The 14,927-nt window shown below is 68.2% G+C and carries 13 protein-coding genes; 10 read left to right on the forward strand and 3 right to left on the reverse strand.

Annotated features, from left to right (window positions below; genetic code table 11):
- Positions 1 to 40: 40 nt before the first annotated feature.
- Genes ACFQRE_RS05320 through ACFQRE_RS05330 form a run of 3 tightly spaced genes read left to right on the forward strand, consistent with a single transcriptional unit; the run spans position 41 to position 5,243 of the window.
- Positions 41 to 1,042, forward strand: coding sequence for an ABC transporter ATP-binding protein (locus ACFQRE_RS05320; protein WP_380119681.1), 1,002 nt, complete (start codon positions 41 to 43; stop codon positions 1,040 to 1,042).
- Positions 1,039 to 2,424 carry an ABC transporter permease gene (locus ACFQRE_RS05325; RefSeq protein WP_380119683.1) on the forward strand — a complete coding sequence of 462 codons (1,386 nt, stop codon included), beginning with the start codon at positions 1,039 to 1,041 and terminating at the stop codon, positions 2,422 to 2,424. The genes ACFQRE_RS05320 and ACFQRE_RS05325 overlap by 4 nt, the downstream gene beginning before the upstream one ends.
- Before the next feature lie 44 nt (positions 2,425 to 2,468).
- Entirely contained in the window at positions 2,469 to 5,243 is a 2,775-nt protein-coding gene (locus ACFQRE_RS05330) for a bifunctional YncE family protein/alkaline phosphatase family protein (RefSeq protein WP_380119685.1), read from the forward strand.
- A gap of 87 nt (positions 5,244 to 5,330) precedes the next feature.
- Here ACFQRE_RS05330 and ACFQRE_RS05335 read toward each other — a convergent pair whose 3' ends face one another.
- Positions 5,331 to 6,329: an NAD(P)H-binding protein gene (locus ACFQRE_RS05335; protein WP_380119687.1), complete on the reverse strand. Its 999-nt coding sequence runs from the start codon at positions 6,327 to 6,329 to the stop codon at positions 5,331 to 5,333.
- A 21-nt stretch (positions 6,330 to 6,350) separates the two neighbouring features.
- On the opposite strand from ACFQRE_RS05335, the gene ACFQRE_RS05340 reads away from it, so the two are divergent.
- The 7 genes from ACFQRE_RS05340 to ACFQRE_RS05370 all read left to right on the forward strand — a co-directional run bounded on the left by ACFQRE_RS05340 (position 6,351) and on the right by ACFQRE_RS05370 (position 13,860).
- On the forward strand, positions 6,351 to 7,076 hold the full coding sequence (locus ACFQRE_RS05340) for a CPBP family intramembrane glutamic endopeptidase (protein WP_380119689.1): 726 nt from the start codon (positions 6,351 to 6,353) through the stop codon (positions 7,074 to 7,076).
- A 113-nt stretch (positions 7,077 to 7,189) separates the two neighbouring features.
- The gene (locus ACFQRE_RS05345) at positions 7,190 to 7,549 is read left to right on the forward strand and encodes a TFIIB-type zinc ribbon-containing protein (RefSeq protein WP_380119691.1); all 360 of its coding nucleotides are present in this window, start codon (positions 7,190 to 7,192) and stop codon (positions 7,547 to 7,549) included.
- A 71-nt stretch (positions 7,550 to 7,620) separates the two neighbouring features.
- Complete coding sequence (locus ACFQRE_RS05350) at positions 7,621 to 8,460, forward strand: hypothetical protein (RefSeq protein ID WP_380119693.1); 840 nt, start codon at positions 7,621 to 7,623, stop codon at positions 8,458 to 8,460.
- Positions 8,461 to 8,671: 211 nt separating this feature from the next.
- On the forward strand, positions 8,672 to 9,136 hold the full coding sequence (locus ACFQRE_RS05355) for a hypothetical protein (RefSeq protein ID WP_380119695.1): 465 nt from the start codon (positions 8,672 to 8,674) through the stop codon (positions 9,134 to 9,136).
- 61 nt (positions 9,137 to 9,197) lie between these two features.
- On the forward strand, positions 9,198 to 9,719 hold the full coding sequence (locus ACFQRE_RS05360) for a hypothetical protein (RefSeq protein WP_380119697.1): 522 nt from the start codon (positions 9,198 to 9,200) through the stop codon (positions 9,717 to 9,719).
- Positions 9,720 to 9,727: 8 nt separating this feature from the next.
- Entirely contained in the window at positions 9,728 to 10,216 is a 489-nt protein-coding gene (locus ACFQRE_RS05365) for a hypothetical protein (RefSeq protein ID WP_380119699.1), read from the forward strand.
- On the forward strand, positions 10,213 to 13,860 hold the full coding sequence (locus ACFQRE_RS05370) for a hypothetical protein (RefSeq protein ID WP_380119701.1): 3,648 nt from the start codon (positions 10,213 to 10,215) through the stop codon (positions 13,858 to 13,860). The genes ACFQRE_RS05365 and ACFQRE_RS05370 overlap by 4 nt, the downstream gene beginning before the upstream one ends.
- 25 nt (positions 13,861 to 13,885) lie before the next feature.
- On the opposite strand, the gene ACFQRE_RS05375 is transcribed toward ACFQRE_RS05370, so the two are convergent.
- Entirely contained in the window at positions 13,886 to 14,338 is a 453-nt protein-coding gene (locus tag ACFQRE_RS05375) for a cupin domain-containing protein (protein ID WP_380119703.1), read from the reverse strand.
- Between the two features lie 74 nt (positions 14,339 to 14,412).
- Positions 14,413 to 14,895 (reverse strand): RrF2 family transcriptional regulator, encoded by a 483-nt coding sequence (locus ACFQRE_RS05380; RefSeq protein ID WP_380119705.1) that lies wholly within the window; start codon positions 14,893 to 14,895, stop codon positions 14,413 to 14,415.
- Positions 14,896 to 14,927: the final 32 nt, after the last annotated feature.

A 14,927-nucleotide genomic window follows, 5' to 3' on the forward strand; every position in this document is an offset into this window, starting at 1 on the left:
CTCAAGGCAGGGGCGCGAGCAACTACGGGAGACACACATCATGAATCGGAGCACGGCGGTCCGGGCGCGCGGACTCACCAAGAAGTTCGGTGACGTCGTCGCACTCGACGCCCTGGATCTCGATGTCGAACCGGGTCAGATTCATGGACTCGTCGGGCCCAACGGCGCAGGCAAGACCACCCTGCTCGGTCTGCTGCTCGGCCTTGCAGTGGCCGATTCCGGAAGCCTCGAGGTCTTGGGTGCGCCGGTCGGCCCCGTGCTGTCGACCCCGGAGGGTGTCGCCGGCTTCGTGGACGGACCCGGGCTCTACCCATCCCTGACGGCGCGCCAGAACCTCTTCTCGGTCGTGAGCCTTCGAGGTCAGCGTCATCGTCGCGATGACGTCGACGATGCCTTGGCCAAGGTCGGCCTCGAGGATGTCGCGGACGACCCGGTGCGCGGGTTCTCCCTGGGGATGCGCCAACGTCTTGGTCTGGCCGCGGCACTGCTCAGTGAACCCCGGCTGCTCATCCTCGACGAGCCGGCCAACGGCCTCGACCCGGCCGGCAAGCGTCAGGTGCACCGTGTCCTCACCGACTTCGCCGAGGCTGGCGCCACGGTGATCCTGTCGAGCCACCGGATGGACGACCTCGCCGCGCTGTGCACCGACGTCACCCTGCTGTCGACCGGCCAAATGGTCTTCTCCGGGCCCCCGAAAAAACTCGCCGTCGAAGGCGGACTCCTCGACTACCGGATCCTCACGTCGGACGGCGACGGGGCCAGAGAGGTTGCCGCGTCAACGCCCGGCCTGCAGATCGTCCACACCCGCGACACCCTTGGCCTGGCCGATGCGCGGGCGATGGTCGTGCGCGGTCACGAGTCCGCCGTCGACGTCCTCGTGGGTGATCTGGTCCGATCAGGAATCGCGATCCGCGAGCTGGCACCGACCGTCCCACCGCTCGAAGCGGCGTTCCTGGCGCTGACGGGGGCCGACACGCAGAGCTACTTCCCGGAGCAGCTCACCCCACGTGAACCCACCCTTGTCGAGGAGCCCGCGCGATGACGACCACTCTCGACCGTCCTGACTCCCAAGGGGAGGCTGCGCCGACAGGTCCTCCATCGCCGACCGCTCCGGCCGCGCGAACCGGTCTGGCCGCCGTCTACCGCTTCGAGCTGGTCAAGCTCCTCGCCCAGTGGCGTCTGAAGGCAGTCTTCCTCGCCTGCCTCGTCGTCCCCGCCCTCTACACCGCAGTCGTGAGCAGCCAGACCTCCTTGCCCGCCGACTCTGTCTACGGACGGTGGATGAACCAGTCGGGCTGGGCCGGATCCCTGGTCATCCTCGTGTTTATGGGCACGCTCGTCCTGCCGCTCCTCACGAGTGTCGTGTCCGGCGACATCTACGCCGTGGAGGACCGGCTCGGAACCTGGCGCCACCTGCTGGTCACGGTCCGCTCGCCGCGGTTGATCTTCGGCGCCAAGGCGCTCGCGGCGCTGACCGTGACGCTCGCCCTGTTCGTGCCGCTCGTGATCTCGTCCATCGTCGGCGGGCTGCTGGTCGTGGGCAGCCACCCGGTGCCCGGTCTCGACGGACACCTGATCAGCTCGGGCGAGCTCTCCGGGTTGGTCCTCCTCTCCTGGGCCACAGTCATCCCGCCGACGCTGGCCTTCTCGGCCATCGGCCTGCTCGGTTCGGTCTCCTTCGGTCGCTCGCCGCTCGGCCTGCTCATGCCGGTGGTGTTCGCCGTCGTCCTCGACCTGGTCCACCTGATGCCGGCCCCGGTCGCCCTTCGGGCGGCAACGCCGACGAGCCCCTTCACGGCATACAGAGGTCTGTTCACGGAACCGGCCCAGGTCGGCATGCTCGGCATCGGCCTCGTGGTCAGCGTGGCCTGGGCGGGGTTGGCGACCTACCTGGCCTACCGAACCTTTGTCCGGCGCGACTTCACCGACCTCGCCAACGACGGTTCCGCCCGTCGGTTCGCGGTCACGGGTCTGCTCCCGCTCGTCGGCCTGTTCATCGCGACCGCAGCTGCCGTGTCAACGGTGACCGGGGTGGCCGGCAGCGGCATCAACCGGGCCAAGCTCGAGGCCTCCCTGGCCACCTCTTTCTCGCACCTCTACGTGCTCCAGAACACCGAGCTGAACCGACCGGCGATGAGTGAGGACCAGCTCAGGTCAACCGCCGAGTGCGACAAGGGTGGCGACCGGGTCGAGGACACCGGCCCGGGCAACGACTGGCGCTGCGTCGTGACCTGGACAGTGCCCGGTGCCGCCGGGTCAGCCAACGCCATCTACCAGCTCGATGTCCTGCCGGACGGCCGCTACATGGCCGACGGCGACGGACCCAAGGAAGTCAACGGCTACTTCCTGGTCCACACCCAGACGGGGGATGCACCCAACCCCCTGTGGCAGTTCGACGGTCTCGTCGACCTGCTCGAGAAGTAACAACTGAAAACACAACTCAACACACAACTCAAGAAAGGTTTCCCATGCGCGTCACACGCAATCGCGTGGAGAAGGCCGCAGGCCGCCACGTCTCCCGCCACCTGATGGCAGTCACTGCTGGTTCGCTCGCCCTGGTCGTCACCGGAGGGATCGCCTACGGCACGACCAATGGCTTCGGCGAGAACCTGGTCGGCACCGAGTATGCGAACGGCCGGCAGATCTCCTCGAACCAGCTGATCAAGCCGATCGGTCAGCGGCTCCTTACCGAGTACGGCAAGTTCATGGGCTCGACCATCAGCCCGGACGGCCGCTACCTCGCGGCGACCGCGAACGACCGCTCGATCTCCCTGCAGATTTTCGACCTCCGGAACAACGCGCTGATCTTCCGCGCGGGCACTGCTGCTGGCGCCAATCTGCGCCCGGCGGACAACACCGTCGGCCAGGAAGGTCCCACGTACTCGCCCGACGGCCAGTTCCTCTTCATGCCGAACGCCACGGGGATCACTCGCTTCCCCGTCAAGGCCGACGGCACCCTTTCGGCCGGGACGAAGATCGCCATCCCCACCTTGGCCACGCCGAGCCGCCAGGCGCTCACCGCCGGCATGACCTTCTCTGCGGACGGCAAGACCCTGTATGCCGCGGTCAACGGTCAGAACTCGGTTGTCGCCATCGATCCGGTCGCCGGCACGATCACCCGGACCTGGAACGTGGGCATCGCCCCGCGCCAGGTGAAGTTCGTCGGCACCAAGCTCTATGTCTCCGACGAGGGTGGCCGCCTGGCCAGGCCCGGTGAGACCACGATCGAGTCGTACGGCACCAACGTCCCGGCCAACCCGGTTCTCGGCACCTCGACCAACGGCATACTCAGCGTCATCGACACGGCGACTGCCGGTGCGCCGGTCGCTTCGCTCGAGGTCGGCCTGCACCCGACCGCCATGCACCTCAACGGCACCGACCTCTATGTCGCCAACACCAACGACGACACCATCTCGGTCGTCGACACGAAGACCGACAAGGTCGTCCAGACCATCGCGACCCAGCCCTGGGCCAGCTCGAAGGTCGGCTACGAGCCGACCGGAATGACCGTCAAGGACGATCGACTCCTGGTCACCCTCGGACGGGCGAACGCGGTCGCCGTCTACAAGCTCGGCGCGAATGCCCTTGACCCGGTCAGCTATGTCGGCCTGCTCCCGACCGACTTCTACCCCGAGGACGTCTTCCCCGTGGGTGACGAGCTCGTCGTGGCCAACCGTCGCGGCATCGACGCCCGTGGCCCGGAGATCACCTACAACGCGGGCTACGGCACCACGCCCGCCACCGGCCACGGCACGCACAGCACCACCGCCTCACTGACCCGGTTCAGCCTGCCGAGTGACACCGCAATCCGGAGGACCTACACGCCGCAGGTGTTCACTCAGAACGGTTGGGGCAAGAAGGACTCCGATGTGGAGCGGGCCAAGGGCAACCGCAAGGTCAAGCCGGTTGCGGTGCCCAAGCGCATCGGCGATCCGTCGACCATCAAGCACGTCTTCCTGCTGGTCAAGGAGAACCGGACCTACGACCAGGTCCACGGCGACATGCCGGAGGGGAACGGGGACCCGACCTTGGCCCAGTTCGGGGAGCAGGTCACCCCCAACACCCACGCGTTGGCCCGCCAGTTCGGCCTCTACGACAACACCTACGACGTCGGCACCAACTCCGCCGAGGGTCACAACTGGCTCATGCAGGGTGACAACCCGGAGTACACCGAGTCGAGCGCCGGTGAGTACACCCGTTCCTACGACACCGAGAACGACGTCTTGGGACACCAGCGCTCCGGCTTCTTGTGGACCGCGGTCCAGGCGGCTGGCAACACCGCCCGCAACTTCGGTGAGTTCTCCTTCTTCGAGAACAAGCCGGCCGGCGCGACCTGGCAGAAGTACTACTGCGCGACGAAGAGCGTGGAGGCCGGTGGCGACCCCGCCCAGCTCACCGATCCCGCGATCCGGGTCAACCAGGTCTCACCGATCCCGTCCCTCAACGCGATCTCCAACCACGATTCGCCGATGTTCGACTCGAACATCCCGGACCTGTACCGCTACCAGATCTGGAAGCAGGAGTTCGAGAAGCAGGGCCCCGCGAACTTCCAGATGATGTGGCTCTCGAGCGACCACACCGGTGGCGCTCCCGACCCGCGCGCCCAGGTCGCCGATGGTGACCTGGCGGTGGGCAAGATCGTCGACACGATCTCGCACAGCAAGTGGTGGAAGGACTCGGCGATCTTCGTGGTCGAGGACGACAGCCAGAACGGCCCTGACCACGTCGACGGTCACCGTGCACCGATCCAGGTCATCAGCCCGTATGCGGTCCACGGCAAGACGGTCTCGACGTACTACTCGCAGATCAACATGGTTCGAACGATCGAGCAGATCCTCGGGGCCGAGCCGCTGAACCAGAAGGTTGCTGCGGCCACGCCGATGTTCAACGCGTTCTCGCAGAGGCCGGACCTCACGCCGTTCACTGCCCTGCCGAACCGCATTCCCCTCACCGAGAACGTCAAGACCGCACCTGAGTGCGGCCTGGACGAGGTGGCCAACCCTCCGGTTGCCCCCACGGTGGCACCCGCGCAGGTGTCCACCTCGGTGGAGTGGGAGAAGTGGGCGCAGAAGCAGCACTTCAGCGGGAAGACTCCGCGCGCGGACTTCTCCCACCCGGAGCAGATGAACCGGTACACGTGGTACCAGACGCACAACTGGGACCTGCCCTACCCGGGTGACTCCACGATCTACACGCCGTCGCAGGTCCCCGGTGGGGCGCTGCCCGGCGCCGACAACGAGTGACTCGGGTGATCCTGAAGTAGCTCTCGCGTGATGCAGCGGCCCACCGGACTCCGGTGGGCCGCTGCCCATGTCGAACTCTCGAGCTGCTCAGCCGGCCCAGTCGGGGTCGGCGGCCGTGAGTCGGGCGGGCTCGACGGTGCCCGGCTCGGGACGGGTGGTCTCGTCCTTGCCCACGAGGGCGGCCTTCACGGAGTCCTCAAAGGTCATCGCCCCGCCCTCGGGCGCGCCGATGACGTCGTCGACGTCGTTCTCCTGGCACACCACCTCGTGAATGAGGCTCCCCACCAAGGGTTTCGCGATGCCCGACGGCACGGGGGTGACGAGTCCGACCCAGTGGCTGGCCAGACCGGGGGTGAGGACCGGCACGGTCACGATGGCCCGGTCACGCAGACCCGCCACCCTGGCGAAGCGGTGGATCATGTCGCGGTAGGTGAGGACGTCGGGCCCACCGATGTCGAACGTCCGGTTGTGCTCGCCGCCGAGGGTGGCGGCGCCGATGAGGTAGTGGAGGACATCACCGATCGCGATCGGTTGGATCCGGTTGTTGACCCACTTGGGCGTCAGCATCACCGGGAGGTTGTGGGTGAGGTGCCGGAGCATCTCGAAGGAGGCCGAGCCGGACCCGATGATGATCGCCGCCTGCAGAACCACGGTGGGCACGCCCGAGGCCATGAGCAGGTCACCGACCTCGACCCGCGAGGCGAGGTGGGTCGACAGCTTCTTCTCATCGGGATGCAGACCGGAGAGATAGACGAGGCGCTGGACGTCGGCCGCCTGGGCTGCCAGGCCGAACGTGCGCGCCAGCTCGCGGTCGCGCTCCTCGAAGTCAGCGCCTCCGTCCATCGAGTGGAGCAGGTAGTAGGCGACGTCGATGTCCGTCAGGGCCCGGTCGAGGTCGGCGCGAGATGTCGCGTCACCCTCGATGATGTCGACGGCGTCGTGCCAGTCGCGGCTGGTGAGGCGGTCGGCCGAGCGCGTGAGGACGCGGACCTCGTGACCGGCAGCAAGAAGGGCGGGCACGAGGCGCGAACCGATGTAGCCGGTCGCCCCCGTGACGAGGACACGAACGTGCTGGTCAGAAGTCATCTGTGGCATCGTCTCACTGCCATGCGACATGCACTCACGGAACTGCAGCGGTTCTTCCGCGCGACCCTTGTCGTGCCCGTGGCTCGCGACCACGCGGAGTCCGACCGGGCGTTCCAACGACGGCGCATTGTCGCCGTGGCCACGCTCGTCGTCGGCCTCGTCCTGAATGCCTGGGCGCTGCGCATCCCGCCGGGCGACGGCCTCTTCTATGGTGCGACGTTGGCGCTGGCTGCTGTGTGGGCCGGCGGCGCGTTCCTGTCCGGTCCCCTCCATCTCGGGCGGGCGCACACCCGCGGCGGTGATGAGCGGAGCCGGTCGGTCGTGCAGTCGCTCGTCCTGGGGCTCCTGCTTCTCGCGCTGTTCCTCGTCGGAGCGCTCGTCGTCGCGCGCATCCCGGTGCTGCGTCAGCCGGTGGACGGGCTGCTCGACCACGCCCGCTTTGGCTCCCTTGCCGTCGTGGCCGTCATCACCGCGGTGAACGGGGTTGCTGAGGAGCTCTTCTATCGGGGTGCGCTCTTTGCGGCCGTCGGTCGTCGGCATGCCGTTCTCGTCACGACGATCGTGTATGCCGTGGTCTCGGCTGCCGCTGGCGTCCCCCTGCTCGTGTTGGCGGCTGTGCTGCTGGGCATCGTCGTCGGCCTGCAGCGCCGCGTCACCGGCGGCATCCTCGGCCCGATCATCACCCACCTCACCTGGTCGCTCGGCATGCTCTTCCTGCTGCCCCACGTCCTCGCCGCTGCCGGCTGAGCGACTTCGTGCCCCACACGGACCATCGTCGCTGGGCTCCTCATGTCCGTGTGGGGCACGAAGTCGGGTGTGGGTGTCGGGACGATCGAGGGGGCTCGGTCGTTGGGGTGGGCATGAGCACCCTCACCTGCCCCAAGTGCGCATCTGAGATGCGGAACTACGAGCGCAACCAGGTCCACGTCGACCAATGCACCGGCTGCGGCGGCCTCTTCCTCGACCGCGGCGAGCTCGAGGCCCTCGTCAACGCCGAGAACGCCTGGCACCAGCCACAGGCACAGCAGGCCCCACCCCAGGCGCCGCCGGCAGCGGCACCGCAGCAGCCGGCATACGGGCAAGAACAACAGCCCTATGGTCAGCCGGCCGCCCAGGCCTATGGGCAGGCGCCGCGCTACTCGTCCTCGCCCGGCAAGGGTCAGTACGGCTACGGACACCCGCGACGCAAGAAGTCCTTCATGTCCGAATTGTTCGACTGACCGACCCGCCCCGACTCACAGGCCCCCGTTGGCATCTGGTCAGCGGGGGTTTGTCGTGCCATATTTCAGTCATGACGGTTGGGGTGGGGGTAGGGGACGACGTCGCGCAGGTCGCGACCCCGGAGCGGGAGCGCACCGAGCCGGGGTGGCATGCGCGGTTCATCGCGGCGTTCGGCGGTGCCGTCGTCATCGTCGCCCTGATCCTCATTGCCATGTCCTGGAGCGAGGGACTGCGCGCGGCGACGTTCGGAGACCTGCGAGCCGACATCGGTCAGGGCAGCGTGCAGGAGTGGTACGTCGCCGACAGCATCGACAAGGGCGACTTCGACCGGATGGAGGCGCGCCAGTCGACGCTCCACGACGAGGTCGTCACGGAGGACGGAACGACGGTCTCGAACTCGACCTCCCTGAACGGGCCCGGAGAGCCCTCGGGCGGGATCCTCGTCTGGCGCACGTGGGGCGACTCGGGCTGGAAGGTGGCCACCGCTGACTCCGAAATCCAGGGGATGGGCGGACTCAGCGCGGAGGCGTCGGAGGAGTCGAAGGCTGTGGTGAAGCAGCTGCGCGATGCGGGCGTCTCGATGCGGCCCTACGACTTCTTTGAATCCACAGGGCTGGAGAACCTTGCCAAGCTCGGTGGTCTCCTCGTCCTGCTTGGCCTCGTGGCCGGCTCTGCACCGCGGGTGGGGACGCGGTGGTTCTGGTTCTGGGCGATGGTCATCGGTCCCTGGTTCCTGGGTTTCATTGCGTATGCCGTGATGGAGCTCATCGGGTTCCGTCGCCAGCCCGACCCGCCGCTCAAGAAGCGCCTTCCCGGCATCGCCAGTTTCGTCGGCGCGCCCGTCCTCGGTTTCCTGCTCGCCGTGGGCGTCGACTACCTGCGCTCTCGTGGGTTGGCATTCCCACTCTGAGCTCGTGCAGGACGGGACGGACGAGGTCCTGCGTTCCCCAACGGGCCTCGCCGCGCGCGATGCCGCCATGTGAGAGACACTTGAGCCACTTGAGCCACTGAGACGTGCCAGCCATGGGTTAGGCCGTCGTCAGGCGGGTCCGAGGCTGGGGGTCTGCCGTCTTGGCGCCCTGGGGCGGGCTGGCAATCACATTAGGGACAGGGCTATTCACATGCGCACACTGAACAAGAAGACCGTTGTCATCGGGGCCGCCGCCACACTCGTTCTCCTGGGTGGTGGAGTGGCGTTCGCCTACTGGACCAACACTGGGTCCGGCACAGGTGGGGCGACGACCGGGTCCAACCAGAGCATTGTGGTCAAGCAGACCAGCACGGTCACCGGTCTCGCGCCGGGACTGCCGGCACAGGCCCTGAGCGGCAACTTCGACAACCCGAACACCAGCCCGGTCCGCGTCGGCACGGTCACCGCCACCGTCACTGGCACCGACAAGGCCGGCTGCGGCCCGACCGACTACACGATTGGCGGCACGGCCCCCGTCAACGCGGAGGTTCCCGCGGGCACCGGCGTGGGGAGCTGGTCGGGTCTGACCATCGCGTTCAACAACAAGCCGGCCGTCAACCAGGACGCCTGCAAGGACGCCGTCGTCACCATCGCGTACGCCGCCTCGAACAGCTGATCCGAGAGATCCACCTGCACCGCGAGAGGGCCGGGACGTCCGGCGTCTCCCGGAGGGCTTGATGACCGACGATGCGCGCAGGCGTCACGTCCCGGTCGGCGCGCTGGCGCTGCTCGGGGCGGCCATCGTCATGCTCTTGATCAGGTGCGGGGGTCCGGACGACACGGGCACGGGCCACGGTGGAGGTCGGGCCACGTCGTCAGGTTCTTCGTTCACCATCTCGGGTGATGCCAGCGAACCGATCACCCCGGGCTCGAGGGCGAGCATCGACCTGGAGTTCGCGAACCCGCGCTGGCTACCTCTGGTGGTCCGCGACGTACGGGTGAGTGTTCGCGCGGTCAGAGCCCCGCACGCGGACTCCGAGCATCCGTGCGGCATCAGCGACTACACCGTGGAGCAGGTCCCGGCGGGCACAAAGATCACCATCCCCGCCCGGGCCACGCGCACCCTCAGTGGTCTGGCGCTGCCCGAGCGGTCCTGGCCGAGCGTCGAGCTCGTGGCGAACCCGACCGGGAACCGGGACGGGTGCAAGGGCGCGTCGCTGGAGCTGGTCCACGGCGCGTCCGGGTCGATCGGATGGTGAGCGTGCGGGTGGCAGGTGCACGCGCAGCGCTGCTCCTCGGACTGGCGGTGCTCTTCATCGCGGGCGCGGGAGCCGCCTTTGCGTTCTGGAGTGCGTCCGGGAGCGGCTCCGGCGCCGGGAGGACCGCGAAAGTCATGCCCGTCACGCTGAGTCCGGGCCTGCCCAACGCAGACCTCGTCCCCGGTGGTCGGGCCGACATCCTCCTGACCATGACCAACCCCAACGCCTCGTCGGTGCGCGTCGAGGCGCTCGTGCTCCAGGGGGCGCAGGGGACAGGCGGATTCGCCGTGGACGCCGGTCATTCCGGGTGTGCGTTGTCGGCCCTCAGCTATGCAGCGCAGACCAACGGGGGTGTCGGCTGGGCCGTTCCCCCGAGAAGCGGGAGCGTTGACGGCACGCTCGAGATCAGGTTGCCGAACGCGCTGACGATGAGCCTGGACGCCGCGAACGCGTGCCAGGGCGCCCGGATCACGGTCTACCTGGCGGTGGGCCCATGACCTCCACGCGGCGGACCCTGCTCAGGGTCCTGCTCGTCGTGCTGCTGGGCCTCGGCATGACGGGCGGTGCCGCCTGGGCGTTCTGGACGACCTCCGCGACACCGGGGAGCAGCGGCGCCTCCCAAACGGCATCGCTCAACCAGGTCCCCACTCCCAGCGCCGTAGCCACGGGTCGGGCTGTCCGCGTCACCTGGGCGGAGAGCACGGTGTCCAACGGCGCGTCCGTGGACGGCTATCTGGTCAGGCGCTACGACGCGGCGACACTCAGCCCGCAGATCGTTGGATCCGGTTGTGCGGGAACCCTTTTCCTGGCCAGCTGCGTGGAGTCTGGCGTCCCGGCCGGAACCTGGGTCTACTCCGTCACGCCCGTGCTCGCCACCAACTGGCGCGGCCTGGAAAGCGTCAAGAGCAGCCCCGTCACGGTGGCCGCGCCCACCTTGGCGCTGTCCTCGACCCGGGCGAGGCCCGGGACGTCCCTGTCCGGCACGGCCAGCGGCTTCATCGTGGGTGAGACGCTGCGCTACCGCCTCGACAGTCCTACCGGCGCCGAACTGACCGGCACCCTGGCCGGCAATGCCACGCCTGCTGTCGTTCCCTCCGGTGGGGGCGGGGCGCTCACGGTCCTGATCCCGTCGGGTGCCAGCGACGGCACCCACACCGTGTATGCCGTCGCCTCACCGACCGGTGAGGCGGCCGCGACCGACGTGGTCGTCGACGGAACGGCACCCCCGGCGCCTGTCTTCACCCAGACGCCCGTCAACCCGAGCGGCGACACCGCCACCTTCGCCTTCACCGAGGCCGAAGCGGGGGCCACGGTGGAGTGCCGTCTCGACACCGCGGCATACGCGTCGTGCGAGAGCCCGACGAGCTTTGCCGAACTGGCGGCCGGCTCACACACCTTCCAGGCGCGCGCGACCGACACGGTGGGCAACGTCAGCGCGGTCACGTCCTACACGTGGACCGTCAACCTGACGATCCCGACGGTGAGCATCGGCTTCCCCGCCCTGGGGGGCTCCTACAACGACACAGGCTTCACGACCGGCTGCGGCACGGCCTCCATTGGCGACCTGTGCGGCACGGCAGAGGACGACACCGCCGTGACCGCGGTCGCGGTGAGCCTGCGCCAGATCAGCACCGGCCTGTACTGGAACGGAGCGAGCTTCTCCGGGGGCACCGAGACCTTTTTGCCGGGGTCGCTGACCGCCACCGACTGGAGCTACGCCATCGGGTCGGGCTCGCTGCTCGAGGGCGACTACACAGTGCGCGCGAGGGCCAGCGACGGGGCCAACCTCGGCTACGACTCCCGCACCTTCACCGTTGACCGCACCGCCCCGACCGCACCAACTCTGACCATCTCGCCGCCGGCAACCAGCGGGCCGGCGGTGACCGTTGGCTTCAGCGCCGGCGACCCGAACGCCACCTTCGAGTGCCGCCTGGACAGCGGGCCGTGGACGCCCTGTGCGAGCCCGAAGCAGTACGACGCGCTGAGCGACGGGTCGCACACCGTCGCGGTGCGGGCGCTCGACCGGGCCGGCAATATCAGCACCGTCACCTCACGCACCTGGACGGTCGACGCCATCGCCCCCTCCGCGGGGCTGACCTTCCCCAGCTCTGGCACCTACAACCACGCCAGCTGGGCTGCGGGCTGCGCCACACCGACCACCGGGGACCTGTGTGGAACGGCCAGCGACGCGCGCAGCGGACTGGCCAGCGTCGCGGTCAGCATCCGTCGGGTGGCCACCAACGGCTACTGGGACGGCACTGGGTTCGCGGCGGCGAGTGAGACCTGGCAGACCGCAACCGGAACCACGTCGTGGCGCTACCCGTTCGAGGCCACCAGCTTTCCCGCCGACGGCGCCTACACCGTCCGGTGGCGCGCCACCGATGCTGTGGGCAACTCCACGACTGGGGGTACGGACCTGACCGTGGACACTGCGGCGCCCTCGGCGCCCGTCATCGTCCAGGCCCCGCAGGATCCCAGTGGCCCTTCCGTCCAGTTCGACTTCACCACCGCAGAGACCGGCACTGTGTCCGAGTGCCGCCTCGACGCCGGCTCCTGGACCGTCTGCACCGGCCCGGTCGGCTACAGCCCGCTGGCTCCTGGTGCGCACACCTTCGCTGTCCGCAGGACCGATGCCGCTGGCAACGTCAGCGCCGCGACGTCCTACAGCTGGACCGTCGACACCGGCATACCCAACGTCAACGTCAGCTCGCCCGCCGGTGGCCGTGCCTACAACGAAACCGGCTACAACGCCGGGTGCGGCACGCCCGCAGGCGACATCTGCGGCACCGCCTCCGACCCCCAGGGCAACCTGTCCGCCGTCCACGTCAGCATCCAGCGAGCGTCCACGCAGCTGTACTGGAACGGGAGCAGCTTCGGCAGCCCTTCCGAGGTGTTCCTGCCGGTGACCCGCTCCACCACCTGGTCCTTGTCGATGCCCGGTGCGTCCTTCCCGGCCGACGGGGTCTACACGGTGCGCGCCCGCGCCACTGACGGTGTCGGCCTGACTGCGCTCGACTCGGTGAGCATCACCCTCGACCGCGCCGCGCCCGCCGCGCCGACCATCACCAGCGGGCCGACCGGCACGACCTCCGGAAGCGGCACGTTCACCTTCACGGGCGAGTCCAATGCTCGCTTCGAGTGCCAGCTCGACGGTGGGACCTGGACCGCGTGCACCAGCCCCAGGACCTACGCGTCCCTCGCCGATGGTTCGCGCACCTTCGCGGTCCGCGCCGTGGATGTCGCGGGCAACACCGGCCCAGCCACCAGCCGGTCCTGGACCGTCGACGCCACTGCCCCCACCATCGCCACCACCTTCCCCGCGGTGGGTGGCCGCTACAACGCCACCACCTACGACGCCGGCTGTGTCGCAGCCACCGGCGACATCTGCGGTACCACCCTTGACTCACCGGCCGGTGTCGCCACCGTGGAGGTCAGCGTGCAGCGCGCCAGCACCGGGCTCTTCCTGTCCGGCACCACCTTCGGCTCCGCCACCCCGATGTGGGTCCCGGCCAATGGCACCACGTCGTGGAGCCTGCCACTGGCTGCCAGCACCTTCCCCGCGGACGACACCTACACCCTGACCGTTCGCGCCACCGACACCGTCGGCAACGCGCGGACCGCCAGCACGGCATACGCCATCGACCGCACCAAGCCGGTGGCGGCCGGTCTGACCGCGACCAACACCACTGGCGGAACGGTGCGCAAGCTCGACCTGAAGGACACCCTCACCCTGACGTACTCGGAGGCGGTCACCCCGAGCTCGATCATCGCCGGATGGAACGGAGCAACCGCCCAGAACGTGGTGGTCCGGGCCACCGGGAGCGGCGGCACCAAGGACCGGCTCACCGTCTACAACGGCGCCAACACCACCCTGCTGCCGTTGGGCACCATCAACCTGAACAGGACCGACTACGTCACTGGCGCAGTGAACTTCGGGGTCACGGGGACACTCTCGACTCTCACCATGAACGGCTCCACCCTCACCATCACCCTCGGCACCCCCAGCCTCACGACCAGGATCACGATCGCCGGTGCAGCAGCCAACATGAGCTGGATCCCGAGTGCCAGCGTGCGTGACCTCGCCAGCAACGCCGCCGCCACCACGACCTACGCCGAGACGGACAACGACAGCGACTTCTAGTGAATCGACGTCCGGGGCTGTGAGGTCAGCGGGTCTGCCAGGTGGGGCTGTCGACGTAGTGGTTGTCGTAGAGCGTGCTGGTGGTGCCAAGTTCCTTGGGATCGGCCTCGCCGCGGTAGACCCGCTCGAGGAGGCGGTAGTAGTCGAACCGGGGCTTGGCGTTGGTGAGGACGAAGAGAACCTGGGCATCTGTTGTCCCGGCTGCTTCGAAGGCGTGCGGGGTGTTCGGGGGGACCACCAGGAAGTCGCCCACATTCAAGGTGGTGAGGGTTTCGCCGGTGAGGACCCGGAGGCTGCCGGCGATCACGTAGAAAAGTTCTGATGCTTCGTGGTGGAGGTGCGGCGGTGCGCCTTCCTTGCCCGGCCTGAAGACCGACCGGTGGCTGGTGAGGTGGCCGTCGGTGGCAGGGGTGTCGGCGAAGAGAGTGACGCCGCTGGCGGGGAGTACTTCGGCTTCTGCTGCGCGAACGAGGATCATGGGTCTGCTCCTAATGTTGATGTGTGATGTCCAGAACCTGGTGTTGCCTTGAGTGCGTGGGTTTGCTGAGGGCGTCAGGACGTGAGGTTGGCGAACCAGTTGCGGGTGTTGACCGCTGTCTCCGGGTGGGTCTGCTCGACCTGGCCGACCAGATCAGCGATCGTTGTGCCGGCCAGTTCGCGGCGGTAGGTCAGCTCGGCCTTGCGCATCGTCATGGAGACCAAGCAGGTCTTGCGGTAGTCGGCCTTCTGGTCGGCGCCGGGTCCGGCCTTGAGGATTTCCGTGCATCTGAAGGCCTCTTCGGGCCCGTCGATTGCGGTGACGACGTCCAGGACGGTGATCCGCTCGGGGCTGCGGGCCAGCTCGAACCCGCCCTTGGGTCCGGAGGTCGAGCTCAGGATCCCGGCCCGGCCGAGTGCCTGCAACTGCTTGTTGAGGTACGCCGTGGGTAGCTCGTAGAACGCGGCGAGCCGCTTTGCGGTCACCGTCTCTCCTGGAATGAAGCACAGGTTCACACAACTGTGGAGCGCCCACTCCACGCCTTCGTTCATCCTCATAATCTAGATATTAGATGTCCAGAATGCTGATT

The organism is Knoellia pratensis, assembly GCF_042666395.1.
Taxonomy (GTDB): domain Bacteria; phylum Actinomycetota; class Actinomycetes; order Actinomycetales; family Dermatophilaceae; genus Knoellia; species Knoellia pratensis.

What these genes read in the sequence shown, in the direction of transcription:
- ACFQRE_RS05345 (WP_380119691.1), top strand. Translation starts at nt 7,190, where the DNA reads ATGAGCACCCTCACCTGCCCCAAGTGCGCATCTGAGATGCGGAACTAC.
- ACFQRE_RS05350 (WP_380119693.1), top strand. Translation starts at nt 7,621, where the DNA reads ATGACGGTTGGGGTGGGGGTAGGGGACGACGTCGCGCAGGTCGCGACC.
- ACFQRE_RS05355 (WP_380119695.1), top strand. Translation starts at nt 8,672, where the DNA reads ATGCGCACACTGAACAAGAAGACCGTTGTCATCGGGGCCGCCGCCACA.
- ACFQRE_RS05360 (WP_380119697.1), top strand. Translation starts at nt 9,198, where the DNA reads ATGACCGACGATGCGCGCAGGCGTCACGTCCCGGTCGGCGCGCTGGCG.
- ACFQRE_RS05370 (WP_380119701.1), top strand. Translation starts at nt 10,213, where the DNA reads ATGACCTCCACGCGGCGGACCCTGCTCAGGGTCCTGCTCGTCGTGCTG.
- ACFQRE_RS05380 (WP_380119705.1), bottom strand. Translation starts at nt 14,895, where the DNA reads ATGAGGATGAACGAAGGCGTGGAGTGGGCGCTCCACAGTTGTGTGAAC.
- ACFQRE_RS05335 (WP_380119687.1), bottom strand. Translation starts at nt 6,329, where the DNA reads ATGACTTCTGACCAGCACGTTCGTGTCCTCGTCACGGGGGCGACCGGC.
- ACFQRE_RS05320 (WP_380119681.1), top strand. Translation starts at nt 41, where the DNA reads ATGAATCGGAGCACGGCGGTCCGGGCGCGCGGACTCACCAAGAAGTTC.
- ACFQRE_RS05330 (WP_380119685.1), top strand. Translation starts at nt 2,469, where the DNA reads ATGCGCGTCACACGCAATCGCGTGGAGAAGGCCGCAGGCCGCCACGTC.
- ACFQRE_RS05375 (WP_380119703.1), bottom strand. Translation starts at nt 14,338, where the DNA reads ATGATCCTCGTTCGCGCAGCAGAAGCCGAAGTACTCCCCGCCAGCGGC.
- ACFQRE_RS05325 (WP_380119683.1), top strand. Translation starts at nt 1,039, where the DNA reads ATGACGACCACTCTCGACCGTCCTGACTCCCAAGGGGAGGCTGCGCCG.
- ACFQRE_RS05340 (WP_380119689.1), top strand. Translation starts at nt 6,351, where the DNA reads ATGCGACATGCACTCACGGAACTGCAGCGGTTCTTCCGCGCGACCCTT.